This is a genomic window from Kribbella sandramycini, assembly GCF_013131805.1.
GTDB classification, from domain to species: domain Bacteria; phylum Actinomycetota; class Actinomycetes; order Propionibacteriales; family Kribbellaceae; genus Kribbella; species Kribbella sandramycini.
This window is the reverse complement of the sequence record NZ_JABJRC010000001.1, coordinates 1088499-1113279: the sequence shown is the minus strand read 5'-3', so window position 1 is coordinate 1113279 and position 24781 is coordinate 1088499. Positions and strand designations below refer to the sequence as shown.

Here is a 24781-nt window from a genome sequence, read left to right as displayed (position 1 = left end):
CCGCCGTGAGCGTGGCCGCCGGCTGCCGCGCCGACTACTACCCGTTGCTTGGTTCAGCGACCGGACAGCTCCTCGACGACCTTGAGCAGGGCGGAGTGGTCGAGGGAGCCGTGGCCTTGGGCCCGGGCGGCGGCGACGAGTTGGGCGACGATGCCGGTGACGGGGAGGGCGACGCCGGCTGAGCGGGCGGCGTTCTGGGCGATGCCCATGTCCTTGTGATGCAGGTCGATCCGGAAGCCGGGCTCGAATTGCCGGGCGATCATCGAGGTCGCCTTGAGATCGAGGATCCGGTTGCCGGCCAGACCGCCGGCGAGGACTTCGAGTCCGCGAGTGCTGTCGACGTCGGAGGCCTCCAGCAGCACGATCGCCTCGGCGACCAGGCTGATGATGCCCGCGACCATGAGCTGGTTCGCGGCCTTCACCGTCTGACCGGCGCCGTGCGGCCCGACGTGCACGATCGTCCGGCCGAGTGCGTCGAAGATCGGCTGCGCCGTCGCGAAGTCCTCCGGCGAGCCGCCGACCATGATCGACAGCGAGGCCTTGATCGCCCCTTGCTCACCACCGCTCACCGGCGCATCCAGCACCCGGACGCCGCGCTCCGCGCCCGCGGCCGCGACGGCCCGCGACGTCTCTGGCGCGATCGAGCTCATGTCGATCAGCAGCGCGCCCGGCTCCACCGCCGACAGCACGCCGCCCGGCTCCAGCACCACCTCCACCACCTGCGGCGAGTCCGGCAGCATGGTGATCACGACCTCGGCCCCCGCAACAGCCGACGCGATATCGGACGCCGGTTTGCCACCTGCCTGCGCCAACCGATCCACGGACGCCGGGACGACGTCGTACCCGGTCACCGCATGCCCGGCGGCGATCAGGTTCGCCGCCATGTGCGAGCCCATGATCCCCAGCCCGATGAACCCGATCGCGGTCATACCGCTACCTCCGCGTGCAGGACCGCGCGGAGCAGTTCGGCGGTCTCGGTCGGGGTCTTGCCGACCTTCACCCCGGCTGCTTCCAGGGCCTGCTGCTTGGCGGCCGCCGTCCCGGACGAGCCGGAGACGATCGCGCCCGCGTGGCCCATCGTCTTGCCCTCCGGGGCGGTGAAGCCGGCCACGTAACCGACGACCGGCTTGGTGACGTGTTCGGCGATGAAGGCCGCGGCCCGCTCCTCGGCGTCCCCGCCGATCTCGCCGATCATCACGATCGCGTCGGTGTCCGGGTCGTCCTGGAAGGCGCGCAGCGCGTCGATGTGCGTCGTCCCGATGATCGGGTCGCCGCCGATACCGATCGCGGTGGAGAAGCCGAAGTCCCGCAGCTCGTACATCATCTGGTAGGTCAGCGTGCCGGATTTCGAGACCAGCCCGATCCGGCCGGGCCCGGCGATGTCGGCCGGGATGATGCCGGCGTTCGCCTGGCCCGGGCTGATGATGCCCGGGCAGTTCGGCCCGATCACCCGGACGCCCGCGGCCTCGGCGTGCGCGAAGAACGCGGCCGTGTCATGCACCGGGACGCCCTCGGTGATCACCACCACCAGCGGGATCCCGGCGTCCACGGCCTCGATCACCGCGCCCTTGGTGAACTTCGGCGGTACGAACACCACCGAGACGTCGGCCCCGGTCGCCGCGACGGCGTCCGCGCACGACCCGTAGACCGGGATCGAGCGCTTCGCGAAATCGACCGACTGACCGCCCTTGCCGGGGGTCACGCCGCCGACGATATCGGTGCCGGCGGCAAGCATCCGGCTGGTGTGCTTCTGTCCCTCGGCGCCGGTCATCCCCTGTACGACGACCCGGCTCTTCTCGGTCAGGAAGATCGCCATCTGTTCAATCCCTTCAGTTCTGAGCGGCCAGCTCGGCGGCACGGGCGGCGGCGCCGTCCATCGTGTCGACCACGGTCACCAGCGGATGGTTGGCCTGCGCGAGGATCCGGCGGCCTTCGGCGACGTTGTTCCCGTCGAGCCGGACGACGAGCGGTTTGTCGGCCTGCTTGCCGAGCAGCGCGAGCGCCTGGACGATCCCGTTCGAGACGGCGTCACAGGCGGTGATCCCGCCGAAGACGTTGACGAACACACTGCGCACCTGCGCGTCGCCGAGGATGATCCCCAGCCCGTTGGCCATCACCTCGGCCGAGGCGCCGCCGCCGATGTCGAGGAAGTTCGCCGGCTTCACGCCGTACTGCTCACCGGCGTAGGCGACGACGTCCAGCGTCGACATCACCAGCCCGGCGCCGTTCCCGATGATCCCGACCTGGCCGTCCAGCTTCACGTAGTTCAGGCCCTTGTCGTGTGCAGCCGCCTCCAGCGGGTCGGCGGACGCGCGGTCCTCGAACGACGCGTGGTCGGCATGCCGGTACGCCGCGCTGTCGTCGAGCGTGACCTTCCCGTCGAGCGCCTCCAGCGAGCCGTCGGCCAGTTTCACCAGCGGGTTCACCTCGACCAGCGTCGCGTCCTCGGCGACGAACACGTCCCACAGCTTGCGGACGACGTCCTCCGCACCGGCCGGGAACCCGGCCGCGGCCACGATCTCCGCGGCCTTCGCGTCGTCGACGCCGGTCGCCGGGTCGATCGAGATTTTCGCGATCGCGTCCGGGTTGCTGTGCGCGACCTCCTCGATCTCGACGCCGCCCTCGGTACTCGCGATACAGAGGTACTCGCGGTTGGTCCGGTCCACCAGGAACGAGAAGTAGTACTCCTCGGCGATCGCGGCCGCCGGCGCGAGCAGCACGCGATGCACGGTGTGCCCCTTGATATCCATCCCGAGAATCTCGCCGGCCCGGGCGGTCGCCTCTTCGGCGGACGCCGCCAGCTTGACGCCGCCGGCTTTGCCGCGGCCGCCGGTCTTCACCTGGGCCTTCACCACCACGCGCCCGCCGAGCTCGGCGGCGGCCGAGGCCGCATCGGCCGGATCCTCGATCACCCGGCCGAGCGTCACCGGTACGCCGTGCCGGGCGAACAGCTCTTTGGCTTGGTACTCCATCAGGTCCACGGGGGAGTCCTCCGATCGTCTACGGTCGCATGGCGACTGTATGCGGTATGCAATCTGGTCACAAGAGCCAGTCGCAACACGCCAGCTCTGGACAACCGGCCGCGGAGAGGAGTACCACAGATCTCATACGGTATGCAGTAGTCAGGAGGCGATATGAATCACGTGACGCCCCGGGATGTACGTGATGTCTACGGCCGGCGCTACCGGATCGGCGAGGAGGCGCAGGACCTGACCGGTCACTCGCGCCGCTGGCAGCTGTGGGCGGCCTGGGCCTGCATGATCGCGATCAGCCCGTTGCAGTACTCGTTCGGCACGGCCGCCCTCGGCCTGCAGTCCGATCGCGGCTGGGGTGCGGTGCAAACCCTGTGGCTGCTGGCGATCTTCGTCGCCTGCCAGGCCCTGGTCGCCGTCCCGGCCGGCTGGCTCCAGCGCGTACGCCGGGCCACACCGACCCAGCTGGTCGTCCTCGGCGGCGTCCTCTCGGCGATCGGCCTCGCGACGCTGGCGCACGCGGACAGCTACCCGGTCGTTGTGATCGGCTACGCGCTGCTCGGCGGGATCGGCGCCGGTGTCGTGTACGCCGCGGGTATCACCACCGCGGCCCGCTGGTTCCCGGAGCGGCGGACGAGCACGATCGGGTTCGTCACCGGCGGGTTCGCGATCGGCGCGGTCCCGAGTATCGCGTTGCTGGCGCTCGCGGATTCGCCGGGGAGCCGGCGGCTGGTCTTCGATCTGGCCGCGATCGTCGCCGTCCTGGTGACCGCCGTCGGTGGCGGGCTGTTGAAGGATCCGCCGCGGCACTGGTGGCCCGCTGAGCTGGATGCGCAGGTGTGGGCGGTCGACCGCAAGCTGAACCGGAGCATCCCGCACAACGCGCCCGCCGTCCGGCACTATCGGCCGGCCGAGGCGATGCGAACCGGTGCGCTGCCGCTGATGTGGCTGATGCTCGCGATCAGCGCGGCGTTGTCGCTGTTCGGGATCGCGTTCGTGGTCAGCTATGCGGTCTCGACCGGTCTGGGCATGGTCGTGGCCGGCTTCGCGGCCGGATTGCTTGCCGCAGTCAACGGCCTTGGTCGTTCGCTCGCGGGTAACCTGTCCGACCGGTTCGGCCGCCGCCGGGTGCTCGCCGTCGTCCTGATGGTGGAGAGCGTCACCCATGTCGGCCTGGTGGTCGCCGGTCAGGCCGGCGCGGGCTGGGCGTTCGTGATCTGCGCGATGTTCGCCGGGCTCGGCGGCGGCGCGTTCTACGCGATCATGGCCAACCTCGTGCTCGAGTTCTTCGGCGAGAACAGCCTGGTGCAGAACCAGGCGATTCTGTACTCCGCCAAGGCGGCCGGTGGCCTGGTCGGCGTCGGGGTCGCGGCCTCGGCGATCGCCGCGGTCGGCTACCGCCCGTTGTTCCTGGGGGCCGGGCTGCTCGGCGTCCTCGCGGCACTGAGTGTGCGGCTGCTGAAACAGCCTGGGCGACCTGCGCTGTCGGTCCGCCGCCAGTTGGGTACGCCGGTTGCCGGGTCGAACGAGTGAGTGAGTACGGGCGCGTCCGGCGGCCCGACCCCTGTGTGATGGAGCTGGTGTCGAAGCTGGCCCGGGAGCCGTGGACGGATCGGCCGACTTGCGTGCATCCGACCCTGAGTGCGGCGGCCCGGGCCGTTCACGACCACTCCAGCTCGGCCGGACGCCGGGCGCTCGTACCGCTGGCGCCGAAGTTCATCGACACCGCTCGGCCCGGGCTGGATGTGTCAGCGCGGGTGGTGGCGCTCTGCGTCTCGACCGCGCTGACCACCGGCGAGCTGACGAGTGACGAGACCGTGCGGATGCGGCGCGCGCACGAGACCGCGCTGCATCTGCTGACCGGCCAGGGAGCGGCCCGCTGGTGGCTGCCGCTCCTCGACCGGTTCGGCTGGAGCGAGCCCTTCTACCGCACGTTCGTCGCGACCGAGCAGGTCGCGGAAGCAGTCGCGGTCACCGCCCGCCATGCGAACGGTGACCGCGATCGAAAGCTCAGAAACCTTTTGAAACAGTGCCTCTCAGCTCACGGCGCCCTGCGGCCCGGGGCTCCGACGCCCTCGTGATCGACATCTCCGGCGCCCCACAACCCGTGGTCGCGGTCGTCGTCGGGGATCACCATCAGCTCGGCGCGCTGCGGGATCCGGATCTGCTCCTCGAGCCGCCGCAGATCCGCCGTACAGCGCTCGTGGTCATCCAGCAGCCGGAGGACGTCGAGATGGGGGCCGAGGTGATTCCGCAACGACACAAGGGATTTCTCGAGGGCGATCAGGGCGGTCCGGGTCCGTTGCAGCTCTTCGTGGATGGTCATTGAAGCCTCCCTCTGGACAACCACCGTGGCCTGGGTTAAGACTACGACTACCACATACGGTATGCAATCTACATTCAAGTAAGCCGCACCCCGGCCCTTCCGAGGAGATGACTGCAGATGGCGCAGACAGTGTCGGAGACCCAACCCGTCGCAGAGGTGAAGGAGCCGGAGACCATCTCGGGCGGTCACCTGGTCGCCAAGGCCCTGAAGGCCGAGGGAGTCGAGGTGATCTTCACCCTCTGCGGTGGGCACATCATCGACATCTACGACGGCTGCGTCGACGAGGGCATCGCGGTGGTCGACGTCCGGCACGAGCAGGTCGCCGCGCACGCGGCCGACGGCTACGCGCGGATCACCGGTAAGCCCGGCTGCGCGGTCGTCACCGCCGGCCCCGGTACCACCAACGCCGTAACGGGCGTCGCGAACGCGTTCCGGGCCGAGAGCCCGATGTTGCTGATCGGCGGCCAGGGCGCGCTGAACCAGCACAAGATGGGGTCCCTGCAGGACCTGCCGCACGTCGACATGATGACGCCGATCACCAAGTTCGCCGCGACCGTGCCGCACACCGCGCGGGCCGCCGACATGGTCTCGATGGCGTTCCGCGAGTCCTTCAACGGCGCGCTCGGCCCGTCGTTCCTGGAGATCCCGCGCGACATCCTGGACAACTCGGTCCCGGTGGAGTCCGCGACGATCCCGGAGTCCGGCCACTACCGGGCCTCGACCAAGAGCATCGGCGACCCGGCGGCCATCGAGGCGCTGGCCGATCTGCTGGTCCGGGCCGAGAAGCCGGTCGTGCTGCTCGGCGGCCAGGTCTGGACATCGCGCGGATCGGACGCCGCGACCGAGTTCGTCCGGGCGCTCGACGTACCGGCGTTCATGAACGGCGCGGCCCGCGGCACGCTGCCGCCCGGTGACCCGCACCACTTCCACCTGTCCCGGCGGTACGGGTTCAACAACGCCGACCTGATCCTGATCGTCGGCACGCCGTTCGACTTCCGGATGGGCTACGGCCGCCGGCTGCCGAAGTCGGCGACCGTCGTCCAGATCGACATGGACTACCGGACCGTCGGCAAGAACCGCGATGTCGACCTCGGGCTGGTCGGCGACCCGGGCGCGATCCTGGCCGCGGTCACCCAGGCGGCGTCGGGCCGGCTCGCCAAGGCCGACCGCAAGGCCTGGTTCAAGGAGCTGCGCGCGGAGGAGGAGGCGGCGTACCAGAAGCGGTTGCCGCGCCAGCTGTCCGACGCGAACCCGATCCACCCGCTGCGGCTGGCGCACGAGATCAACGAGTTCCTCACCGAGGACTCGATCTATATCGGCGACGGCGGCGATATCGTCACCTTCTCCGGCGGCGTCGTCCAGCCCAAGTCGCCCGGCCACTGGATGGACCCGGGCCCGCTCGGCACCCTCGGCGTCGGTATCCCGTTCGTCCTCGCGGCGAAGTACGCGCGACCGGACAAGGAGGTCGTCGCGCTGTTCGGCGACGGTGCCTTCTCGATGACCGGCTGGGACTTCGAGACGCTGGTCCGCTTCAAGCTCCCGTTCGTCGGGGTGATCGGCAACAACTCCTCGATGAACCAGATCCGCTACGGCCAGGAGGCCAAGTACGGCCACGACCGCGGCCGGATCGGCAACACCCTCGGCGACGTCAAGTACGACGAGTTCGCGCGGCACCTCGGCGGCTACGGCGAGGAGGTCCGCGACCCCAAGGACATCGGGCCCGCCATGCAGCGCGCCCGCGAGTCCGGCCTGCCGTCGCTGATCAACGTCTGGGTCGACCCGGACGCGTACGCCCCCGGAACCATGAACCAGACCATGTACAAGTAGGGGAGACCGCCCATGAATGAGCGAAGCGAATTCATCAAGCACTGCGTAACTTGCGTGTCAGCCGCGCTCGGAGCGGAGCGACGCGGATGACACGAGCTCTTGACGGTGTCCGCGTCCTGGATATGACGCACGTCCAGTCCGGACCTTCTTGCACCCAGCTCCTCGCCTGGCTCGGCGCCGACGTGATCAAACTCGAGGCGCCGACCGGAGACATCACCCGCCAGCAGCTGCGCGACCTCCCGGACGTCGACAGCCTCTACTTCACGATGCTGAACTGCAACAAGCGCAGCATCACGCTGAACATGAAGTCCGACCGCGGCAAGGAGATCTTCACCGACCTGGTGAAGAACTCCGACGTCCTGGTGGAGAACTTCGCGCCCGGCGCGATCGACCGGATGGGCTTCACCTGGGAGCGGCTGCAGCTGCTCAACCCGGAGCTGATCTTCGCCTCGATCAAGGGCTTCGGCCCGGGCCGGTACGAGAACTTCAAGGCCTACGAGGTGGTCGCCCAGGCGATGGGCGGCGCGATGAGCACCACGGGTTTCGAAGAGGGGCCGCCGACCGCGACCGGCGCGCAGATCGGCGACTCCGGGACCGGGATCCACCTGGTCGCCGGCATCCTCGCCGCGCTTTACCAGCGCACCCACACCGGTAAGGGACAGCGCGTCTCGGTCGCCATGCAGGAGGCCGTGCTGAACCTGACCCGGGTCAAGCTGCGCGACCAGCAGCGGCTCACGCACGGCCCGCTCAAGGAGTACCCGAACGACAACTTCGGCACCGAGGTGCCGCGCTCGGGGAACGCCTCCGGCGGCGGTCAGCCGGGCTGGGCGGTCCGGACGGCGCCCGGCGGGCCGAACGACTACATCTACGTGATCGTCCAGCCGCCGGGCTGGGCGCCGATCGCGGAGCTGATCGGCAAACCCGAGCTGGCCGAGGATCCGGACTGGGCCACCCCGGCCGCGCGACTCGACAAGCTGGACAAGATGTTCGCGCTGATCGAGCAGTGGACCGAGCAGCACACCAAGTTCGAGGTGATGGACAAGCTCAACGCGCTGAACGTGCCGTGCGGGCCGATCATGTCCACCCGGGAGCTGATCGAGGACGAGACGCTGGCCGCGCTCGGCGCGGTCGTCGAGGTCGAGCACCCGCAGCGCGGCTCGTTCAAGACCGTCGGCTGCCCGATCAAGCTGTCCGACTCCGCCGTCGACATCGAGACCTCACCCGGTCTCGGTGAGCACAACTCCGCCGTCTACGGATCGCTCGGGATCGACACCGCCGAGCTCGAGGAACTCAAGGCCGCCGGCGTCGTCTGACGCCACCTCTCTTGCGAATTGGAGTCCATCGCATGACCTATGACAAGGCAGCAGTCCGGACCATCCTCGACCAGGCTCTGGCGGACGGCCGCACCTCGCTGAGCGCGCCCGAGGCCAAGCTGGTCGCGGACGCGTACGGGATCCCGACGCCGGGTGAGGGGCTGGCCACGACTGCCGAGGGAGCAGCCGGTCTCGCGGCCGAGATCGGTTTCCCGGTCGTCCTCAAGATCTCCTCGCCGGACATCCTGCACAAGACCGATGCCGGCGGGGTGATCGTCGGCGTCGACAGCGCGGCGGCGGCGCGGACGGCGTACGAGCAGATCGTCGCGAACGCGAAGGCGTACAAGGCGGACGCCGACATCACCGGCGTCCAGGTGCAGAAGATGCTGGTCACCGGCGGCGACGTCCAGGAGGTGATCGTCGGGTCGGTCACCGACCAGACCTTCGGCAAGGTGGTCGCGTTCGGACTCGGCGGCGTCCTGGTCGAGGTGCTGAAGGACGTGACGTTCCGGCTGGCGCCGCTGAACGACGCCGAGGCGCGGGAGATGATCGACGGGATCGACGCGCACGAGATGCTCGAAGGTGTCCGCGGCGCCAAGCCGGTGGACAAGGATGCGCTCGGTGACCTGGTCAAGCGGTTGTCCGACCTGGTCACCGATTTCCCGCAGTTCGCCGAGGTGGACCTGAACCCGGTGCTCGCCGGGCCGGACGGCGCCACCGCGGTCGACTTCCGGATCATCGTGGACGCCGAGGCCGGCAAGGAGGTCGAGCGGTACAGCCAGGACGAGATCCTGACCGCGATGACCCGGATCATGAAACCGCGTGCGGTGGCCGTGATCGGCGCGTCCAACGAGGACGGCAAGATCGGCAACTCGGTGATGAAGAACCTGGTCAACGGCGGGTATGCCGGGGACATCTACCCGATCAACCCCAAGGGCGGCGAGGTCCTCGGGCTGAAGGCGTTCCCGTCGATCCTGGACGTCCCGGGCGATGTGGACGTCGCGGTGTTCGCCGTCCCGGCCAAGTTCGTCGGCGGCGCGCTCGAGCAGTGCGGCGCGAAGGGCGTGGCGGGCGCGATCCTGATCCCGTCCGGGTTCGCCGAGACCGGGGAGCACGAGCTCCAGGACGAGGTCGTCGCGATCGCCCGCAAACACGACGTCCGGATCCTCGGGCCGAACATCTACGGCTACTACTACCTGCCGGAGAGTCTCTGCGCGACGTTCTGCACGCCGTACGACGTCCGCGGCTCGGTAGCGCTCTCATCACAGTCGGGCGGAATCGGGATGGCGATCCTCGGATTCAGCCGGTCCAGCCGGATGGGCGTCTCCGCGATCGTTGGGGTAGGCAACAAGGCCGACATCGACGAGGATGACCTCCTGACGTTCTTCGAGAACGACGACAACACCAACCTGATCGCCATGCACCTTGAGGATCTCAAAGACGGCCGGGCGTTCGCCGAGACGGCGGCGCGGGTCTCCAAGAAGAAGCCGGTCGTCGTGCTGAAGGCCGGCCGGACGGATCTGGGCGCGCGGGCGGCCAGCTCGCACACCGGCGCCCTGGCCGGTAACGACAAGGTGTACGACGACATCCTCCGGCAGAGCGGCGTCGTCCGGGCCCCGGGGCTGAACGAGATGCTCCAGTACGCCCGGGGCATCCCGCTGCTGCCGACCCCGAAGGGTGAGAACGTCGTCATCATCACCGGTGCCGGCGGCTCCGGCGTCCTGCTCTCGGACGCCTGCGTGGACGCCGGGCTGACGCTGATGGACATCCCCGACGACCTGGACGCGGCCTTCCGCAAGTTCATCCCGCCGTTCGGTGCGGCCGGCAACCCGGTCGACATCACCGGGGGCGAGCCGCCGTCGACGTACCGGAACACGATCGCGCTCGGGCTCACCGACGAGCGGATCCATGCGCTGATCCTCGGTTACTGGCACACGATCGTGACACCGCCGATGGTGTTCGCGAAGCTGGTCGCCGAGGTGGTCGAGGAGTACCGGGCCCAGGGCATCGACAAACCCGTCGTCGCATCGCTGTCGGGTGACGTCGAGGTCGAGGAGGCCGCCCAGTACCTGTTCGACCACGGCGTGGTCGCATATCCGTACACCACCGAGACACCGGTCCAGGTGCTCGGCGCCAAGTACCGCTGGGCCCGCAACGCGGGACCGCTCGGCTCATAAGGAGGAGGGGTTGGGTCAGCGGGGGTTCGATCAATAGTTTGCCTGGCGTCGATCTAAGGAGTCCGCCTTGGACGTCACAAGCAAGACCTCAGAAGTGCCCGACGAGCCCGCCGCGGCGGCCGTCACCGAGAAGGTCTGGAAGGCCGGCCGGCTGGAGCCGATGCCGATCCGGAAACTGCCGGACGCGCCGCCGTCCATCCACATCCTCGGCCCGACCGTGTTCCTGGTCGCGCTGGGCGTGGGGATGGGGGAGTCGTACATGTGGCCGCGGCTGGTGCTGGTCTTCGGGCCGGACATCCGCTGGCTGTTCATGGTCGGCGTCACGCTGCAGGCGTTCGTCCTGCTGGAGATGGCCCGGTACGCGATGGCGACCGGGGAGAGCATCTTCTTCGGCGCCGCCCGGATCTTCAAACCGTTGATGTGGTTCTTCTACGTCGCGGCGATCCTGATCTACATGTGGCCCGGCCATCTGTCGGCCGGCGCCGCCGCGTTCGAGGAAGTGACCGGAATACCCTGGCAGATCACCGCGTGCGTGGCTCTGGTGTTCGTCGGTGTGCTGTTCAGTCTGCTGTCGGTCATCTACAACTTCCTGGAGAAGCTGCTCGGTCTGCTGATCGGCTTCCTGGTCGTCGGGACGTCGGTGATCGCGGCGATCGTCGGCAGCTGGGACGACCTGGCCCGGACGGTCTCCGGGATGTTCGCGGTCGGCTTCTTCCCGCAGGAGGCGATGACGGCGGCCTGGTTCCCGGTCGTGGTCGGCTCGATCGCGTTCGCGGGGCCGTCCGGTATGCAGCAGATGTGGTACACGCTGCAGCTGCGCGACAGCGGCGCCGGGATGGGCGCGCACATCCCGAAGATCCGCGGGCTGCGGTCGGCCGGCGAGGCTGAGTCGATGCCGTCGCGGGGTTTCATGTTCGACACCGAGGACCCGGCGGAGATGGCCAAGTGGAAGGGCTGGCGCAAGTGGGTGACGTTCGACGCGCTGCTGCTCTTCTGGGGTATCACGATGCTGGTGACGATCTCGTTCACCGTGCTGGCCATGTCGGCGGCCCGGACGAACCCGAACGTCGCCTCGCTGATCGAGGGCGGTGACCGGGAAGCGGCGCTGAAGGCGATGTCCGACGCGTTCGCCTCGGCCGGCTCGCCGATCCTGGGCACGCTGTTCTTCGCGTTCATCGCGCTGATCGGCCTGAACGCGACCCTCGGCCTGTTCGACTCGTTCTCCCGTGGCCAGGCGGACATGACGTACTACTTCGTGCCCGGCGCGAAGCGGTTCTCGATGTCGCGGCTGTACGCCGGGTTCCTGTGGGGCGTGATCGTCTTCGGCATCCTGATCCTGCTGTTCGGCCCGGCCGACGGCCCGGCCGGGATCCTGGACACGCTGGCCTTCCTGTCCACGTTCGCGATGGGCGCCTACTGCATCGTGTTGCTCCTGGTGAACAACAAGCTGCTGCCCAAGAAGATCCGTCCCGGCCCGGTGCGGAACGCGATCATCGGCTTCGGCGCGGTGTTCTACCTGGGCATGTTGTTCTACTGCCTCTTCCGCTTCGGCGTGGCAGTGGGCTGACATGTCCGAGCTGAAGCAACTCGCGGAGTTCTGCGCTCCGGCCGCGACGGTGGGCGTCGCGGCCGGGGTGGTGGCCGGCATCCTCGGCTCGATCGCCGGCCAGCCGTTCGGCACGGCGGTCGTGACCGGGCTCGGTCTCGGCGTCCCGCTCCTGCTGTTCGGCGCCGGGTACGCCGCCCTGATGGCCTTCGGCAAAGTCCCCGCCGGAGTGTTCGCGCCGGCGGCGGTCTACTGGGTGATCGCGTTCCCACTCGCCCTGATGGCGCACGCGATCGTCACCGAGTGGGCGATCGCGGGCAGCCCCGGCCTCCCGCCGGAGCCCTGGAAGTTCCTCGCCTTCCGGGCCCTGATCAGCATGGGCTTCGCGATCGGCTTCCTCTGGATGCACGAACAACTCGGCCGCCACTGGTGGCCCCGTATCCTGCCCCACAACCGCTACGCCCGCCGTACGGTCGAGCAGTACGCCCACCTCGCCGCAGCCCTGGAGGCCCGCAAAGCCGCCACCGGCCGCGGCCGCAAAAAACGCGTCGCCTAGCCCGTTCCCCTGCCGCCCGCCCGCAGCCCCCTCCCGGTCTGCGGGCGGGCGCCTGCCCCGTCCGTCGGCGACAATCGGGCCCATGAACCGCCTATGGCTGTCGATGGCTCCCGGCGCCCTCGCGGTGCTCGCCGCCGTCGTCCTCTTCGCCACCGATACCAGCTTCTTCGGCTACTCGCCCCTCATCCTGCTGGGCGCAGGCCTCGTCAATCTCACCATCGGCACCTACAAACTGGTCCGCGCCCGCCCATGACGAGCGTGCTGGAGTCCTGGTGGCTGGTTCTGCCGTTCGTGATTGCCGTCGTCGTGCACCTAGTGGTGTTCGATCGGCACGTCATCGGCACCTGGTACGGCAACCTGTTCTACGGCTTGCTCGGGCTACTGATCCTCGGGCTGGCGCTCGACAACGACGTGCTCAAGGTCGGCTGCGTGGCGGCGTTGCCGCTGGTGGTGGCCGTCGGTGTCGCGCTCCGGCTGCGGGCGCGCCGGCAGGGCGTCAGTCCTCCGCGTACGTGATCGTGCGGAGGACCTTTGCCGGGGCGCCGGCGGCGATGGAGTAGGGCGGGATGTCGTGGGTGACGACGCTGTTGGCGCCGATGACGCAGCGCTCGCCGATGGTGACGCCGCTGGTGACGACGACGTTCGCGCCGAGCCAGACGTTGTCGCCGATCCGGGTCGGGCCCTTGGAGGTGAAGCCTTGCCAGGGGACCGGGCGGTCGGGGTCGTCGAAGCGGTGGTTGGAATCGGTGACGAAACAGCCGTTGGCGAGCATGCAGTGCGCGCCGATCTCGACCTCGTCCAGGGCCGCGACCATGACGGCGATGTTGAGGAAGGTTCCCGCGCCGATCCGGACCTTGGCGTCGTCGCCGACGGTGATCCAGACGTTGGGCTCGAGGTGCGCGTGGGCGCCGATCTCGAGCCGCCCGTCGCGGAGGGCCGCCAGCACATTGCCCTGCAGCGGCCAGCGCGCGAACGCCTCCCGGCGCATCAGCTCCCAGTGGATCCGCGCCCGGTTCCAGGGCAGCGAGTTGCGCTCGTACCAGCGCCACTTCTGCACCCAGAGCTTGAGCTTCACCTACGGCGTACGGCGTCGGCGGCGCGGGCCATCCGGCTCGGCCGGGGTCTCGGCAGGCCCCTGCTCGGCGCGCAGGTCGTGGTAGGCCTTGCGGGTGTGCTCGGTGTGCTCACGCATGATCTGGGCCGACTTGTCCTCGTCGCCCTCGGAGATGGCCTTGACCAGCCGGCTGTGCTCACGCCACGAGGCCGCGCCGCGGACGGGCGCCAGCGGCGTGTAGTACCAGCGGACGCGGCGGTCGACCTGGGCTGCGAAGTCCATCAGGAACCGGTTGCCCGACATCTGCGTGATGAAGCTGTGCAGCTCGCCGTTCGTCCGGACAGCGCCGTCGGTGTCACCGGCCTCGTGGTACGCCGTACCGACCTTGCACAGCTCCTTGAGCTTGGCCAGATCCTCCTTGGTGGCATGCCGCGCGGCGAGGCGCGCGGACTCCGACTCCAGGGCGGCGCGGGCCGCGAGCAACTGGTCGACCTCATCTTCCGCGGGGACGTGGACCATCGCGCCGAAACCGGGCCGCAGGTCGACCCAGCCTTCGTTGTTCAGCCGCTGCAGGGCCTCGCGAACCGGCTGCCGGGAGACGCCGAGCATGCCGGCCAGCTCGACCTCGACGAGGTGCCGGCCGCGCTCCAGTGTGCCGTCGATGATCATCTCGGTGAGCGCCTCGTAGACCGACTCGCGCAACGGCTGCGGCCGCTTCACATGCCGCACTCCAGCCGGTTCGGTCCCCGCCCCTTGGCCTGCGCTGATCGTGGTCATGAGGTCCTTCCCGGTTCTCGCTGTGACACCTCTGGAGCAACAGCATGGCACTTGGTAGACAGTCTACCAAGTGCCATGACCGTACATAGTTGGTTCTTTTCGCAGCCTTGGGGTCGATCGCTCAGGCCGGTCGCTTACGCGGCCGACTCGTCGGCGTGCCGACGCTCGTCCGTCTCGGTCAGTTGGGCGAGCTCGGCGTCCAGGTCCACGGGGGTGTTCAGCTCATGCTGCAGCTCCGGGGCATCCGGGAACTGCGGGCGCGCCGCCAGAGCACCGAACCTACGGGTGAAAATCATTGCTTTCCTTCCTGCTCCCGGGGGAGCTTCCTTGAATTCTGGCTTCTGTATACATTGAACCAGGTGTACTGGCCGGTTATGCCCGCGTCTCACGTGATGCTGCTTACATGCGCGTCGAATACGAATGCGCTCCGGTACCCGCCAGTCGCCCGCCGTCAACAATCAGGTACTCGTCGCGGATCGGCGTCCCCGCGAACCACGACTCGAGGATCTCCCGGGTGCCCGCGGCGTACCGGGCCTGGGCGGACAGCGACGAGCCGGAGATGTGCGGCGTCATGCCGTGATGCGGCATCGTCCGCCAGGGGTGATCGGCCGGCGCGGGCTGCGGGTACCAGACGTCGCCGGCGTATCCGGCGAGCTGACCGCTCTCCAGTGCCTGGACGATCGCGTCCCGGTCGGCGATCTTCGCCCGCGCGGTGTTGATCAGGTAGGCGCCGCGCTTCATCGTCGCGAGCAGCTTCGCGCCGAAGAGCCCCTCCGTCTCCGGGTGCAGGGGCGCGTTGATCGTGACGACGTCGCAGTGCGGGACCATGTCGGCCGCGCTCGGGTGGAAGGTCAGGTTGAGCTCGCGCTCGACCGACTCGGGCAGGCGATGCCGGTCGGTGTAGTGCAGGTTCACGTCGAACGGCGCGAGCCGCCGCAGCACCGCCGTACCGATCCGGCCGGCCGCGACCGTGCCGACGTGCATCCCTTCGAGGTCGTACGAGCGGGCGACGCAGTCGGCGATGTTCCACCCGCCGTCGATGACGACCTGGTACGACGGGATGTAGTTGCGGACCAGCCCGAGGATCATCATCACCACGTGCTCGGCGACGCTGATGCTGTTGCTGAAGGTGACCTCGGCAACGGTCACGCCGTGCTGGACGGCGGCGTCCAGGTCGACGTGGTCGGAGCCGATGCCGGCGGTGATGGCGAGCTTGAGATTCGGCGCCTTCGCGATCCGCTCCGCCGTCAGATAGGCCGGCCAGAACGGTTGCGAGATCACCACATCGGTGTCGGGGAGTTCGCGATCGAGAACCGAGCCGTCACCTTCCTTGTCCGACGTGACGACCAGCGTGTGTCCCTGGCTCTCCAGGAAGCTGCGCAGGCCGAGCTCACCCGAGACGCTGCCGAGCAGCGCGCCCGGGGTGAAGTCGATCGCCTTCGGCGTGGGCGCGGTCTGGCCGCCGGGATAGCTCGTGATCACCGGTACGCCGTCGCGGGCGTACGACCTCGGGTAGCCGGTCGTCGGGTCGTCGTACAGCACGCAGAGGATCTTCGCCATGATGTGGAATCTCCTTGTCTGGAAGGTGATTCCACGGTCCCGCCGTCAGGTGCCGACGGTCAAAGACTTGCTCTGTATGGCGTGATAGCCGGCGCCCATCAAGTGGACGTCGAGCAGATCGTCGAGGGCTTTGTGGACGCCGGCCTGGCGCGCGACGTCCAGGAGCGCCCGGGCGAGCACCGGCTCCGGGCTCCGCGCGGCGATCACCAGGCCGACGCGCGGGCCGTGGTCCGGGCCCTTCAGTGGGACGACGCGCATGCCGTCCGGGACGCCGAACATGTGCAGCCAGGCATGGGAAATCACTGTCGACCAGTGGTTGCCGTGCAGGTGGCTGTAGAGACCGGAGACCGTGTCGCTCTCGATCGCGGGATGCGCGGTGACGCCGTCGTCGGTGAAGTAGCTGTTCATGATTCGGCGATTGCGCATATCCGGAGACAGTAGGCAGAGCGGCAGCTCGGAGACCTGCGCCCATGTTGCCATCGGCAACTCGGCGAGCGGGGAGTGCTGTGGGGTGAGCAGCAGGTAGCGCTCTTCGTACAGCGGCGTCTTGCGCACCTGGCCGAGCGTGTCGTCGTCCAGATAGGTCATCGCGACGTCGAGATCGAACTCGGCCAGCTTGTGGGTGATGTCGCGCGACGACAGCGACTCGATCGTCACCCGCGCGTTGGCGTGCCGCTCGCAGAACGGCGTTGTCAGCAACGAGATGACCGGCATCGCGGTCGGGATCGCGCCGAGCCGCAGCGTGCCGGTCAGGCCGCCGCGCAAGACCGACAGCTCGTGCCGCAACGCATCCTGCTCGGCGAGGATGCGCTGCGCCCACAACAGCACCCGCTCACCCTCCGGCGTCAGCCCCTCGAACCGCCGACCCCGCCGTACGATCGGCACGTCGAGCTCCTGCTCGAGCTTGCGGATCGCCGCCGACAACGACGGCTGCGAGACGTAACAAGCCCCCGCGGCCCGCGCGAAATGCTTCTCCCGGGCCAGCGCCACCAGGTACTCCAGCTGCCTCAGCAGCATCGGGTTCCGCCTACGGGATACCAGTCGTCTGTATACATAATCCAACTGTAGTGATCGGCCCCGCCTATCGGTAGGGCTCGCCGTAATGTGACCCAGGTCACAGCCCTGGTCTGTCGCGCCGGCGGCTGCTCGCTCGACGCCTGGGCAGGAAGCGAGTTCGTTCAGCAGGAAGGTCTGGAGATGGAGAAGGTCACGTCCAAGGACGGCACCGAGATCGCGTACGACGTCACCGGGAGCGGGCCGGGGTTGGTGCTGATCGCGGGTGCGTTCACGGCGCGGTCGTACTTCTCGGAGTACGCCGAGGTGCTGTCCCGCGCGTTCACGGTGGTGAACTACGACCGGCGCGGCCGGGGCGATTCGGGTGACAGTACGACGTATTCGTTCGAGCGGGAGTGGGAAGACCTGGAGGCGGTGCGCGCGGCGACCGGGGCGCGGTTCGCCTGTGCGTTCTCGTCCGGAGTGATGGTGTTGCTGCAATCCGGGGCGGCGTTCGAGCGATTGGCGGTGGTGGAGCCGCCGTTCCGGATCGAGGGCGCGCCGCCGGCGCCCGAGCGGTATCTCGAGCGGCTGCGAGAGTTCGTGGCGGCGGGGGAGCGCGGCCGAGCGGCGGAGCTGTTCATGGTCGAGGCGGTGGGGCAGCCACAGGAGGCTGTGGAGCAACTTCGGCAGACGCCGATGTGGGCCGGGCTGGAGGCGATGGCGCCGACGCTGGTCTACGACACGCTGCAGATGGGGGACAGCTCGCTGCCGACGGAGCTGCTGGCATCGATCGAGACGCCGACGCTCGCTCTGTACAGCAACGGCAGCCCGGAGTGGTTCCAGGAGTCGGTTCGGCAGACCGCAGCGGCGCTGCCGAACGCGACCCTTCAAGGCCACGACGGGCCCTTCCATACGATCCCGCCGGAGACCCTGCTCCGCGCACTCGCGGGCTGGATGGGCTAACCCGCCACCCGCATCGGGACCACGATGTACGCCGAGGCGCCCGCGGACTCGTCGTCGGGGGCGCGCAGGCCGGTCAGGTTGACCGGTTTGGTCGGGTGGGTGAAGTCGAGGCGGGCCAGCGGTGTGCCGAGGGCGCCGAGGGCTTCAAGGAGGTAGGCCGGGTTGAAGCCGGTGGCGATCGGCTCGCCGGTGAGGGTGATCTCGACCGGTTCGGAAGCTTCGGCCTCCTCGCCGCTGCCGGCCCGCAGCGTCGCCGTACCCTCCTCGAAGGTGATGCGGACCGGCGACGTCCGCTCGGCGACCAGCGAGACGCGTTTGACCGCTTCGACCAGCGCCGCGACCGGAACCGTGACGCTGCTGGCGATCGCGGCCGGCGCCGGGATCAGCTTCCGCACCTTGGGGAACTCGCCGTCGATCAGCCGGCTCGTCGCCCGCCGCCCGGCACCCTCGAACCCGATCAACCCGTCCCCTGTACGAGTTGAGCCGAGCGCGAGGGTGACGTCGTGGCCGGCCATCGTCTTGGCCAGCTCCGCGAGCAGCTTCGCCGGAACCAGCGCATCCGCTTCGAGCTCCGGATCGGCCGGCGCCCACTCGAAGGAGCGGACGGCCAGGCGGTAGCGATCCGTGGCCAGTAACGTGATCACCGGCCCACGGATCTCCACCTTCACCCCCGTGAAGACCGGCAAGGTGTCGTCCCGCCCCGCGGCGGTCACCACCTGCGTGACCGACCGCGCGAGCACCTCGCCGCTCACCACCCCGCCGGCGGCCGGCAGCTCCGGCAGCGACGGGTATTCCCCCAGCGGCAGCGTTTGCAGCATGAACCGGGAGCCGCCGCTGGATACCTGGACCCGAGCCCCCACCATGCTCAGCTCCACGGTGTCCCGCGGCATGCTCCGGCAGATGCCCGCCAGCAACCGCCCCGACACCAGGACCCGGCCGTCGTCCCCCACTTCGGCCGGAACACTGACCTGTGTCGAGCTTTCGTAATCGAACCCGGACAGCGTCAGCTGCCCGTCGGCCGCCTCGACGACCATCCCGGACAGGATCGGCACGCTCGGCCTGGCCGGCAGCCCCCTCGCCACCCAGCCGACCGCTTCGGCCAGCACGTCACGCCCCACTCGAACCTTCACGGTCACCCCTCCCGATCGCGAGGTTCGACTCAATCAGGCGCCACCGACAGTTTCCGCGACCCGGTCCGGGCGGGGGCCGCGGCGTCCGGATCAGACCACCGAGATCACCACCTTCCCGCGGGCGCGACCCTCGGTCAGGTAGCGGATCGCGTCGGCCGCCTCGGCCAGCGGGAACGCCCGGCCGATGATCGGGACCACCTGCCCGGTCTCGATCAGCTCGGTCATCGCCTGCAGGTCGATGTGGTTCTCCGAGTTCAGGAACGGCCGCAGCCGCTGCCCGATGAACGGAGACCACAACATCGCCCGCAACTGGCGGTCGTTGCCCCCCAGCCAGCGGCCGCCGTTCTCACCCCCGACGATGACCAAGGTGCCGTTCGGCGTCAGCGCCTTCCGCAGCCGGCGCAGTGACGCGTTCCCGTTGATGTCGAGGATCGCGTCGAACGGGCCGTACGCCGTGAAGTCGTCGGTGCGGTAGTCGAGCACCTGGTGCGCCCCCAGCCAGCGCACGATGTCGGCCTTCCCGCCACTGCAGACCCCGGTGACCTCGGCGCCGTACGACTCCGCGATCTGGACCGCATAACTGCCCACCCCGCCCGACGCGCCGATGATCAGCACGCGGTCCCCGACGTTGACGCCGGCGCCGTCGCGGACCGCCTGGAGCGCGGTCAGCGCCGAGATCGGCACAACGGCCGCCTGCTCGAAGGTCAGGTTCTTCGGCATCGGCGCCAGCTTCCGCTCCAGCACCCGCGCGTACTCCGCGAACGCGCCGGCGCCGATCCCGTACACCTCGTCACCCGGCCGGAACCGCGTGACGTCGGCGCCGACGGCGCTGACCACCCCGGCCAGATCCATCCCCGGCACCTTGTTCTTCGGTGCGCGGACGCCGTACCCCGCCAGGCGCACGGGGTACGGCAGCCCGGTCATCAGGTGCCACACGCCGCGGTCGACCCCGGCCGCGCGAACCTCCACCACGACCTCGTCCGCGGCCGGGACCGGCACCTCGACGTCCCGCAGCGCGAGCACCCCGCTGTCGCCGTACCGATCCTGTGTAATCGCCAGCATCCTCATCCCCCTTGCCGTACTTACAGCGTAAGCTTACGGCGTAAGTTATATGATGTCGAGCGATTCGGTCCAGGCAGGAAGAGAGACATGGATGACACCGCGTGGCGACCCCCTCAACCGGGAGCGTGTGCTGCGGGCCGCGGTCGCGCTGGCCGACCGCGACGGCCTGGACGCGCTCAGCATGCGCAAACTCGGTCACGAGCTCGGGATCGAGGCGATGTCGCTCTACAACCACGTCCGGAACAAGAGCGACCTGCTGGACGCGATCGTCGACCTGGTGCTGACCGATATCGACGTACCGCCGAGCGGGACGCCGTGGAAGGAGGCGATGCGCCGCCGGTCCATCTCGGCGCACGAGGTCCTGGTCGCGCATCCGTGGGCGGCGATGCAGATCATGTCCCGGTTCACGATCGGGCCGGGGATGACGAAGTACCTGGACGCCACGCTCGGGCGGTTGCTCGAGGGTGGTTTCACGGTCGAGGGCGCGCTGGACGCGTGGCACACCCTCGACAGCCACCTCTACGGCTTCACGCTCCAGGAGGTGAGTCTGCCGTTCGCGATCGAGGCCGCGCCGGACGTGTCGGCCCAGGTCGTCAGCGGTCTGGATCCGGAGCAGTTCCCGCACGTCGTCCGGATCATCTCGCACGTGATGCAGTCCGGGCGCGTCGAGGACTTCGAGTACGGGCTCGACATCGTCCTCGACGGCCTGGAGCGCAAGCTCAGCGGAACCTGATCGCCTTCAGCAGACCGGCCTGGCGCCGGCTCAGCACGATCGCCGACCGCGCCCCCGGTACGACGCTGCCCGGATCCGCGGCTGCCTTCTCGAGGAGCCGCGGCCACCTGCGGCAGTGCGTCTCCATGCTGCTGGTCCGGACGACGCGACCACGCGCCCACTGCCCGTCCCGGGCCACCTCGCCGGGGACGTCGATCAGGATCAGGTGCAGCGGCAGCCCGGCGCGTTTGGCCCGCCAGCCGAGCATCCGGCGTACCCACGGCCGCGTGGCGCAGTCGTGGATCACCATCGGGCCGCTGCGCATCGCGGTGAACACCTGCGCGTAGTACGTCAGGTGCAGCAGCGGACGCCAGTAGGCGTAGGGGACGACGCCGAGCACGCGCATCCACTTCGCGCGCAACCGCTCGGAGTCGAAGACCCGGACGCCGCCGTGGTCCGCGCCGTCCGGGTACAGCCTCCGTAACAACGTGCTCTTACCGGCGCCCGGGATCCCTGCCAGCACCACGACAGAGTCCCCCGAGTATCGGATTTCCTCTTCGGCCCCAACAACGGCCAGGTGCGCAGCAACCACCGCAGTGCCCTCCCATCGCCCAACAAGTACCTGTTGGACGAACGAGTTCCCCCGCACGCCCCTTGATACTGCTAAGAACTCCCTGGGAAAAGCCTGAGAGGGAGCAGTCACTCCGCCTCCGGCCGGCGCAGGTGCACCGAGGTGGCCGCCGTCGACCAGGACGACGGGGAGAACCACATCTATCGGCGCCGTCGAACGCCAACAATGCATTCCATCTCAACCGCGTAACGAAAATCGGTTTCCACGCGGCAATTCGGAGAAACCCTGCCCGAATTCGGCCGGACCGCCTCGGGTTGTGTGGTTACGACGGTGATCGAAAGGGTAGTCGAGGCAACTATTTTCTGGTGAAACTCCATAAACATCTTCGGCATAATGATGATAGGAGTTCAGCTTTGCGTATTAGTGGAAAAACTTTCGGATTGATGTTCCTGGCGCTGGCTGCGATCGGCGTGCTGTTCACTTCTCCCAGCGCCGCGGCTCCGGTGGCCGAGCCCGGACCGGCGGGAATCTCGGTACCGCCGGGGTACAAATTCGAGAAGGCGGGGATCAACGCCTATGGATTCATCAGGAACGACTTGTGGGACCGTTGCCTGACCAATGACGCCTCCGATCGGAGCCGCGTTTACCTGGCCCCGTGTCACTGGGGCGCCAGCCAGCAGTGGCAGTGGAACGAGCGGGGCGGTGGCAACTGGCCCGAACTGTTCAACAAGGCGACGTACTTCTGCCTCGACGGCAACGGCAGCACCGGGCTTGTCTACGGACACGGGTGTAATGGCGGTGAGTACCAAGGGTGGCGGTACGACTCCGGCAACTGGACGATCTACCACCAGCAATCGCGAGGTGGGCGCGGTGTGCTCGACGCCGCCCCCGAACGTGTCTACATCGGAACCGAAGACGGCGGCCAGACCCAGGACTGGCTCTGATCAACCTCTGACAGGCGGGCGCCCGGATTCGTCGTCCGAGCGCCCGCCTGGTAGCAGAGTGCGGCTGGACTTGCGGTACATGGAGGCAGCGGAGCCGACCACGAACAGCACTGCCACCCCAGCGGACAGATACTTCGGGAACGTAGAGTCGAGGTCCCAGTCCGCGACCGCCATCCGGCCCGGGTGCTCCCGGTCGTACCGGATCTCGATCGGCTGCCCCACCACGGCCTGCCGAAAGTTCCTGGTACTCGCAGTGACCTTCCGGCCAGCTTTCGTCGTGTACTGGACCTTGATGCTCTGGTGGCGCCCCGAGTCGTCGACCTTCACCACAGTGCCGGTGACCACCTCGCCCCGCTCCTGCAGGCCGTTGAGCGCGAGGGCCATCCACCACCCGACGAATACGCTCACCAGAGCGCAGACGAGTAGCAACACACTGGCCATTCCAACGCGCCAGCGGGCCCGGGGCTGTGTCTTTTGGTCACTCACGGGTGGTGCGACGTCCGACCGAGATACCTGGTTCCGTGCCCAGAGCGGCCGACGGGGCCCGACCTGGGAAGTAGTGAAGCGCGCCCGGCAGGATTCGAACCTGCGACCAACGGATTAGAAGTCCGACGCTCTATCCAGCTGAGCTACGGGCGCGTGGCTGGGAGAAGTCTGTCAGATGGGCGGGCGAACGCGCTGCCGGGTTACCGGGCGTGGCGTCCAGGGGTGAAGTACAGGGATGTCGTTCCATCCCGGTAACGCTGCGTGGGCGGTTCTGCCGTCGGGTCGGGTCTCCAACTAGGCTGCGGGCATGAGTTACCCCTCAGCAGGCCCGGCCGGACCTCCGCAACCCGCGGCGGGGACGGCGTCTTCCGGCGGCCAGTACCCGCAGCCGAACGTTCTCGGGAACCATCCGGTGCCCGGGCAGCGGCGGAACCGGGGCGTGCTGATCGGCGTCGTGATCGCGGTCGTGATGGCGATCGCCGGGCTGGGGATCTTCTGGATCGTGGCCCGCTCGACCGGAGCCGGCGGGTTCACCTGGGGGATGGCGTTCGCGCTGGTGCCCGTGGTCCCGGTGATCGCGCTGTACCTGTGGCTGGATCGTTACGAGCCGGAGCCGACCAGATACATCGTGTTCGCGCTCTGCTGGGGTGCGTTCATCGCGACGCTGGTCGCCATCTTCATCAACACCGAGGTGGCCCGGCAGCTCGCCGAGACCGGCGCCGGCGGCGACCGGTCGGCGATCTTCGTGGCGCCCCCGGTCGAGGAGTTCGCCAAGGGCGCGGTGATCCTGCTGCTCGCGCTGGTCCGGCGCAAGGAGTTCGACGGGATCATCGACGGCCTGGTCTACGCCGGGATGGTGGGCGTCGGCTTCGCCTTCACCGAGAACATCCTCTACTACGGCCGCATCTTCAGCGAGCTGTCGAACGAGGCCGGTAGCGACGCCGGGTTGCGCGGGGTCCTGGTGCTGTTCGTGCTCCGCGGGCTGATGTCGCCGTTCGCGCATCCGCTGTTCACGTCGTTCACCGCGATCGGGATCGGGATCGCCGTCCGGCATCGCAGTACGGCGGTGCGGTTCCTGGCGCCGGTGGTCGGCTTCCTGGCCGCCGTCCTCGCGCACGCCGCCTGGAACGCGTCGGCCAGCTGGGCAGAGGGGACCGGCTTCCTGGTCGCCTACTTCCTGCTGATGGTGCCGATCTTCGTCGGCATGGTGATCTTCGCGCTGGTCCTGCGCTCCCGCGAGGGCAAGATGATCGCCTCCCGGCTCTACGACTACGTGCGGTTCGGGTGGCTGGTCGCGCCCGAGGTGCCGCTGATCGCGACGATGCGCGGGCGCAAGGCGCTGCGGCAGAACGCGCGCCGCTACGGCGCCCAGGCCGAAGCCGCCGCGAAGGCGTTCCAGCAGAACGCGACCGACCTGGCCTACCTGCGGGACAAGATCGTCCGCCAGGTGATCGGGCCGGAGGCGCTCCCCGAGGAGAAGAAGCTGCTGGACGAGCTCCGGGCCCGGCGGGCCAGCGTTCCGTTCCCGCCGATGCCGGCCGCCTTCCCGCAGGCGATGCCCGGCCCCGGCCCGGGCGGCGGAGCGCCGGGTGGCGGCGTCCAGGACCAGACTGGCGGCGGACCGCCGCCGGGTGGTTACCCGGCGCCTCAGCCGGGGTATCCCTCGGGGCAACCCGGTTACCCAGCGGGCCAGGCCGGTTACCCATCCGGACCCCCTGACCAGCTGGGAACGCCGGGAGGATACGGTCCGTATCCACCATCGCAGTGACCGCCGCCCGTCCACGCCGCCAAACGGGGATGACGATGACT

26 protein-coding genes and 1 tRNA gene are annotated in these 24781 nt (G+C 68.8%); 13 read left to right on the top strand and 14 right to left on the bottom strand.

Features of this window, described 5'->3' with window-relative positions; translation table 11 throughout:
- Positions 1-53: 53 nt before the first annotated feature.
- The 3 genes from HPO96_RS04895 to sucC are packed head-to-tail and all read right to left on the bottom strand — an operon-like array spanning position 54 to position 2981.
- Positions 54-929 (bottom strand): 2-hydroxy-3-oxopropionate reductase, encoded by an 876-nt coding sequence (locus HPO96_RS04895; RefSeq protein ID WP_171671334.1) that lies wholly within the window; start codon positions 927-929, stop codon positions 54-56.
- Positions 926-1816 (bottom strand): succinate--CoA ligase subunit alpha, encoded by an 891-nt coding sequence (gene sucD, locus HPO96_RS04890; protein ID WP_171671332.1) that lies wholly within the window; start codon positions 1814-1816, stop codon positions 926-928. The genes HPO96_RS04895 and sucD overlap by 4 nt, the downstream gene beginning before the upstream one ends.
- Positions 1817-1829: 13 nt before the next feature.
- The gene (sucC, locus tag HPO96_RS04885) at positions 1830-2981 is read right to left on the bottom strand and encodes an ADP-forming succinate--CoA ligase subunit beta (protein ID WP_171671331.1); all 1152 of its coding nucleotides are present in this window, start codon (positions 2979-2981) and stop codon (positions 1830-1832) included.
- A gap of 153 nt (positions 2982-3134) precedes the next feature.
- On the opposite strand from sucC, the gene HPO96_RS04880 reads away from it, so the two are divergent.
- Both HPO96_RS04880 and HPO96_RS04875 read left to right on the top strand, forming a co-directional pair.
- The gene (locus HPO96_RS04880; RefSeq protein WP_171671329.1) at positions 3135-4505 is read left to right on the top strand and encodes an OFA family MFS transporter; all 1371 of its coding nucleotides are present in this window, start codon (positions 3135-3137) and stop codon (positions 4503-4505) included.
- Positions 4502-5053, top strand: coding sequence for a hypothetical protein (locus tag HPO96_RS04875; RefSeq protein WP_171671328.1), 552 nt, complete (start codon positions 4502-4504; stop codon positions 5051-5053). The genes HPO96_RS04880 and HPO96_RS04875 overlap by 4 nt, the downstream gene beginning before the upstream one ends.
- Here the strand turns inward: HPO96_RS04875 and HPO96_RS04870 are convergent.
- On the bottom strand, positions 5014-5298 hold the full coding sequence (locus HPO96_RS04870; protein WP_171671326.1) for a hypothetical protein: 285 nt from the start codon (positions 5296-5298) through the stop codon (positions 5014-5016). The two genes, HPO96_RS04875 and HPO96_RS04870, sit on opposite strands and share 40 nt — an antisense overlap.
- A 117-nt stretch (positions 5299-5415) precedes the next feature.
- Between HPO96_RS04870 and HPO96_RS04865 the strand changes: the two genes are divergently transcribed.
- The 7 genes from HPO96_RS04865 (at position 5416) to HPO96_RS04835 (ending at position 13233) form a co-directional block, all read left to right on the top strand.
- Positions 5416-7125, top strand: a complete 1710-nt coding sequence (locus tag HPO96_RS04865; protein WP_171671325.1) for a thiamine pyrophosphate-binding protein — start codon at positions 5416-5418, stop codon at positions 7123-7125.
- An 86-nt stretch (positions 7126-7211) separates the two neighbouring features.
- On the top strand, positions 7212-8438 hold the full coding sequence (frc, locus tag HPO96_RS04860; protein WP_171671323.1) for a formyl-CoA transferase: 1227 nt from the start codon (positions 7212-7214) through the stop codon (positions 8436-8438).
- 32 nt (positions 8439-8470) lie between these two features.
- Positions 8471-10615: an acetate--CoA ligase family protein gene (locus HPO96_RS04855; protein ID WP_171671322.1), complete on the top strand. Its 2145-nt coding sequence runs from the start codon at positions 8471-8473 to the stop codon at positions 10613-10615.
- 67 nt (positions 10616-10682) lie between these two features.
- On the top strand, positions 10683-12182 hold the full coding sequence (locus HPO96_RS04850; protein WP_171671320.1) for an Nramp family divalent metal transporter: 1500 nt from the start codon (positions 10683-10685) through the stop codon (positions 12180-12182).
- A gap of 1 nt (position 12183) precedes the next feature.
- Positions 12184-12717 carry a hypothetical protein gene (locus HPO96_RS04845; protein ID WP_171671318.1) on the top strand — a complete coding sequence of 178 codons (534 nt, stop codon included), beginning with the start codon at positions 12184-12186 and terminating at the stop codon, positions 12715-12717.
- Positions 12718-12799: 82 nt separating this feature from the next.
- On the top strand, positions 12800-12970 hold the full coding sequence (locus HPO96_RS04840; protein WP_171671317.1) for a hypothetical protein: 171 nt from the start codon (positions 12800-12802) through the stop codon (positions 12968-12970).
- Positions 12967-13233, top strand: coding sequence for a hypothetical protein (locus tag HPO96_RS04835; RefSeq protein WP_171671315.1), 267 nt, complete (start codon positions 12967-12969; stop codon positions 13231-13233). The genes HPO96_RS04840 and HPO96_RS04835 overlap by 4 nt, the downstream gene beginning before the upstream one ends.
- Here the strand turns inward: HPO96_RS04835 and HPO96_RS04830 are convergent.
- From HPO96_RS04830 to HPO96_RS04810, 5 genes are all read right to left on the bottom strand, one after another.
- A complete protein-coding gene (locus tag HPO96_RS04830; RefSeq protein ID WP_171671314.1) occupies positions 13214-13792 on the bottom strand; it encodes an acyltransferase in 579 nt (192 codons plus the stop codon). The genes HPO96_RS04835 and HPO96_RS04830 overlap by 20 nt on opposite strands.
- Positions 13793-14548: a GntR family transcriptional regulator gene (locus HPO96_RS04825; RefSeq protein WP_171671312.1), complete on the bottom strand. Its 756-nt coding sequence runs from the start codon at positions 14546-14548 to the stop codon at positions 13793-13795. It abuts the gene before it with no gap.
- 134 nt (positions 14549-14682) lie between these two features.
- A complete protein-coding gene (locus HPO96_RS04820; RefSeq protein ID WP_171671311.1) occupies positions 14683-14844 on the bottom strand; it encodes a hypothetical protein in 162 nt (53 codons plus the stop codon).
- A gap of 103 nt (positions 14845-14947) precedes the next feature.
- On the bottom strand, positions 14948-16108 hold the full coding sequence (locus tag HPO96_RS04815; RefSeq protein WP_171671309.1) for an NAD-dependent formate dehydrogenase: 1161 nt from the start codon (positions 16106-16108) through the stop codon (positions 14948-14950).
- A 45-nt stretch (positions 16109-16153) separates the two neighbouring features.
- Positions 16154-17125, bottom strand: a complete 972-nt coding sequence (locus HPO96_RS04810; protein ID WP_171671308.1) for a LysR family transcriptional regulator — start codon at positions 17123-17125, stop codon at positions 16154-16156.
- Positions 17126-17212: 87 nt separating this feature from the next.
- Here HPO96_RS04810 and HPO96_RS04805 point away from each other — a divergent pair, with 87 nt between their 5' ends.
- The gene (locus HPO96_RS04805) at positions 17213-18067 is read left to right on the top strand and encodes an alpha/beta fold hydrolase (protein WP_171671306.1); all 855 of its coding nucleotides are present in this window, start codon (positions 17213-17215) and stop codon (positions 18065-18067) included.
- On the opposite strand, the gene dnaN is transcribed toward HPO96_RS04805, so the two are convergent.
- Both dnaN and HPO96_RS04795 read right to left on the bottom strand, forming a co-directional pair.
- The gene (gene dnaN, locus HPO96_RS04800; RefSeq protein WP_171671305.1) at positions 18064-19197 is read right to left on the bottom strand and encodes a DNA polymerase III subunit beta; all 1134 of its coding nucleotides are present in this window, start codon (positions 19195-19197) and stop codon (positions 18064-18066) included. The genes HPO96_RS04805 and dnaN overlap by 4 nt on opposite strands.
- A gap of 90 nt (positions 19198-19287) precedes the next feature.
- Positions 19288-20259: an NAD(P)-dependent alcohol dehydrogenase gene (locus tag HPO96_RS04795; RefSeq protein WP_171671304.1), complete on the bottom strand. Its 972-nt coding sequence runs from the start codon at positions 20257-20259 to the stop codon at positions 19288-19290.
- Positions 20260-20350: 91 nt separating this feature from the next.
- Between HPO96_RS04795 and HPO96_RS04790 the strand changes: the two genes are divergently transcribed.
- Positions 20351-20992, top strand: coding sequence for a TetR/AcrR family transcriptional regulator C-terminal domain-containing protein (locus HPO96_RS04790; protein ID WP_171671302.1), 642 nt, complete (start codon positions 20351-20353; stop codon positions 20990-20992).
- Here the strand turns inward: HPO96_RS04790 and HPO96_RS37930 are convergent.
- Positions 20979-21497, bottom strand: a complete 519-nt coding sequence (locus tag HPO96_RS37930; RefSeq protein WP_337796509.1) for an AAA family ATPase — start codon at positions 21495-21497, stop codon at positions 20979-20981. The two genes, HPO96_RS04790 and HPO96_RS37930, sit on opposite strands and share 14 nt — an antisense overlap.
- 488 nt (positions 21498-21985) lie before the next feature.
- Between HPO96_RS37930 and HPO96_RS04780 the strand changes: the two genes are divergently transcribed.
- Positions 21986-22486: an RICIN domain-containing protein gene (locus HPO96_RS04780; RefSeq protein ID WP_171671299.1), complete on the top strand. Its 501-nt coding sequence runs from the start codon at positions 21986-21988 to the stop codon at positions 22484-22486.
- Here HPO96_RS04780 and HPO96_RS04775 read toward each other — a convergent pair whose 3' ends face one another.
- A complete protein-coding gene (locus HPO96_RS04775) occupies positions 22487-22894 on the bottom strand; it encodes a DUF3592 domain-containing protein (protein WP_171671297.1) in 408 nt (135 codons plus the stop codon).
- Between the two features lie 157 nt (positions 22895-23051).
- Positions 23052-23125: transfer RNA gene (locus tag HPO96_RS04770), tRNA-Arg, on the bottom strand.
- 154 nt (positions 23126-23279) lie between these two features.
- Between HPO96_RS04770 and HPO96_RS38940 the strand changes: the two genes are divergently transcribed.
- Positions 23280-24740 carry a PrsW family glutamic-type intramembrane protease gene (locus HPO96_RS38940; protein WP_171671295.1) on the top strand — a complete coding sequence of 487 codons (1461 nt, stop codon included), beginning with the start codon at positions 23280-23282 and terminating at the stop codon, positions 24738-24740.
- Positions 24741-24781 lie beyond the last annotated feature (41 nt).

Excerpts from the sequence above, each read along its gene's own strand:
- HPO96_RS04870 (WP_171671326.1), bottom strand. The coding sequence starts at position 5,298 with ATGACCATCCACGAAGAGCTGCAACGGACCCGGACCGCCCTGATCGCC.
- sucD (WP_171671332.1), bottom strand. The coding sequence starts at position 1,816 with ATGGCGATCTTCCTGACCGAGAAGAGCCGGGTCGTCGTACAGGGGATG.
- HPO96_RS04820 (WP_171671311.1), bottom strand. The coding sequence starts at position 14,844 with ATGATTTTCACCCGTAGGTTCGGTGCTCTGGCGGCGCGCCCGCAGTTC.
- HPO96_RS04780 (WP_171671299.1), top strand. The coding sequence starts at position 21,986 with ATGTTCCTGGCGCTGGCTGCGATCGGCGTGCTGTTCACTTCTCCCAGC.
- HPO96_RS04790 (WP_171671302.1), top strand. The coding sequence starts at position 20,351 with ATGACACCGCGTGGCGACCCCCTCAACCGGGAGCGTGTGCTGCGGGCC.
- HPO96_RS04835 (WP_171671315.1), top strand. The coding sequence starts at position 12,967 with ATGACGAGCGTGCTGGAGTCCTGGTGGCTGGTTCTGCCGTTCGTGATT.
- HPO96_RS04895 (WP_171671334.1), bottom strand. The coding sequence starts at position 929 with ATGACCGCGATCGGGTTCATCGGGCTGGGGATCATGGGCTCGCACATG.
- frc (WP_171671323.1), top strand. The coding sequence starts at position 7,212 with ATGACACGAGCTCTTGACGGTGTCCGCGTCCTGGATATGACGCACGTC.
- HPO96_RS04840 (WP_171671317.1), top strand. The coding sequence starts at position 12,800 with ATGAACCGCCTATGGCTGTCGATGGCTCCCGGCGCCCTCGCGGTGCTC.
- HPO96_RS04845 (WP_171671318.1), top strand. The coding sequence starts at position 12,184 with ATGTCCGAGCTGAAGCAACTCGCGGAGTTCTGCGCTCCGGCCGCGACG.
- HPO96_RS04880 (WP_171671329.1), top strand. The coding sequence starts at position 3,135 with ATGAATCACGTGACGCCCCGGGATGTACGTGATGTCTACGGCCGGCGC.
- HPO96_RS04865 (WP_171671325.1), top strand. The coding sequence starts at position 5,416 with ATGGCGCAGACAGTGTCGGAGACCCAACCCGTCGCAGAGGTGAAGGAG.
- HPO96_RS04795 (WP_171671304.1), bottom strand. The coding sequence starts at position 20,259 with ATGCTGGCGATTACACAGGATCGGTACGGCGACAGCGGGGTGCTCGCG.
- HPO96_RS04825 (WP_171671312.1), bottom strand. The coding sequence starts at position 14,548 with ATGACCACGATCAGCGCAGGCCAAGGGGCGGGGACCGAACCGGCTGGA.
- HPO96_RS04810 (WP_171671308.1), bottom strand. The coding sequence starts at position 17,125 with ATGCTGCTGAGGCAGCTGGAGTACCTGGTGGCGCTGGCCCGGGAGAAG.
- HPO96_RS04855 (WP_171671322.1), top strand. The coding sequence starts at position 8,471 with ATGACCTATGACAAGGCAGCAGTCCGGACCATCCTCGACCAGGCTCTG.
- HPO96_RS38940 (WP_171671295.1), top strand. The coding sequence starts at position 23,280 with ATGAGTTACCCCTCAGCAGGCCCGGCCGGACCTCCGCAACCCGCGGCG.
- HPO96_RS04815 (WP_171671309.1), bottom strand. The coding sequence starts at position 16,108 with ATGGCGAAGATCCTCTGCGTGCTGTACGACGACCCGACGACCGGCTAC.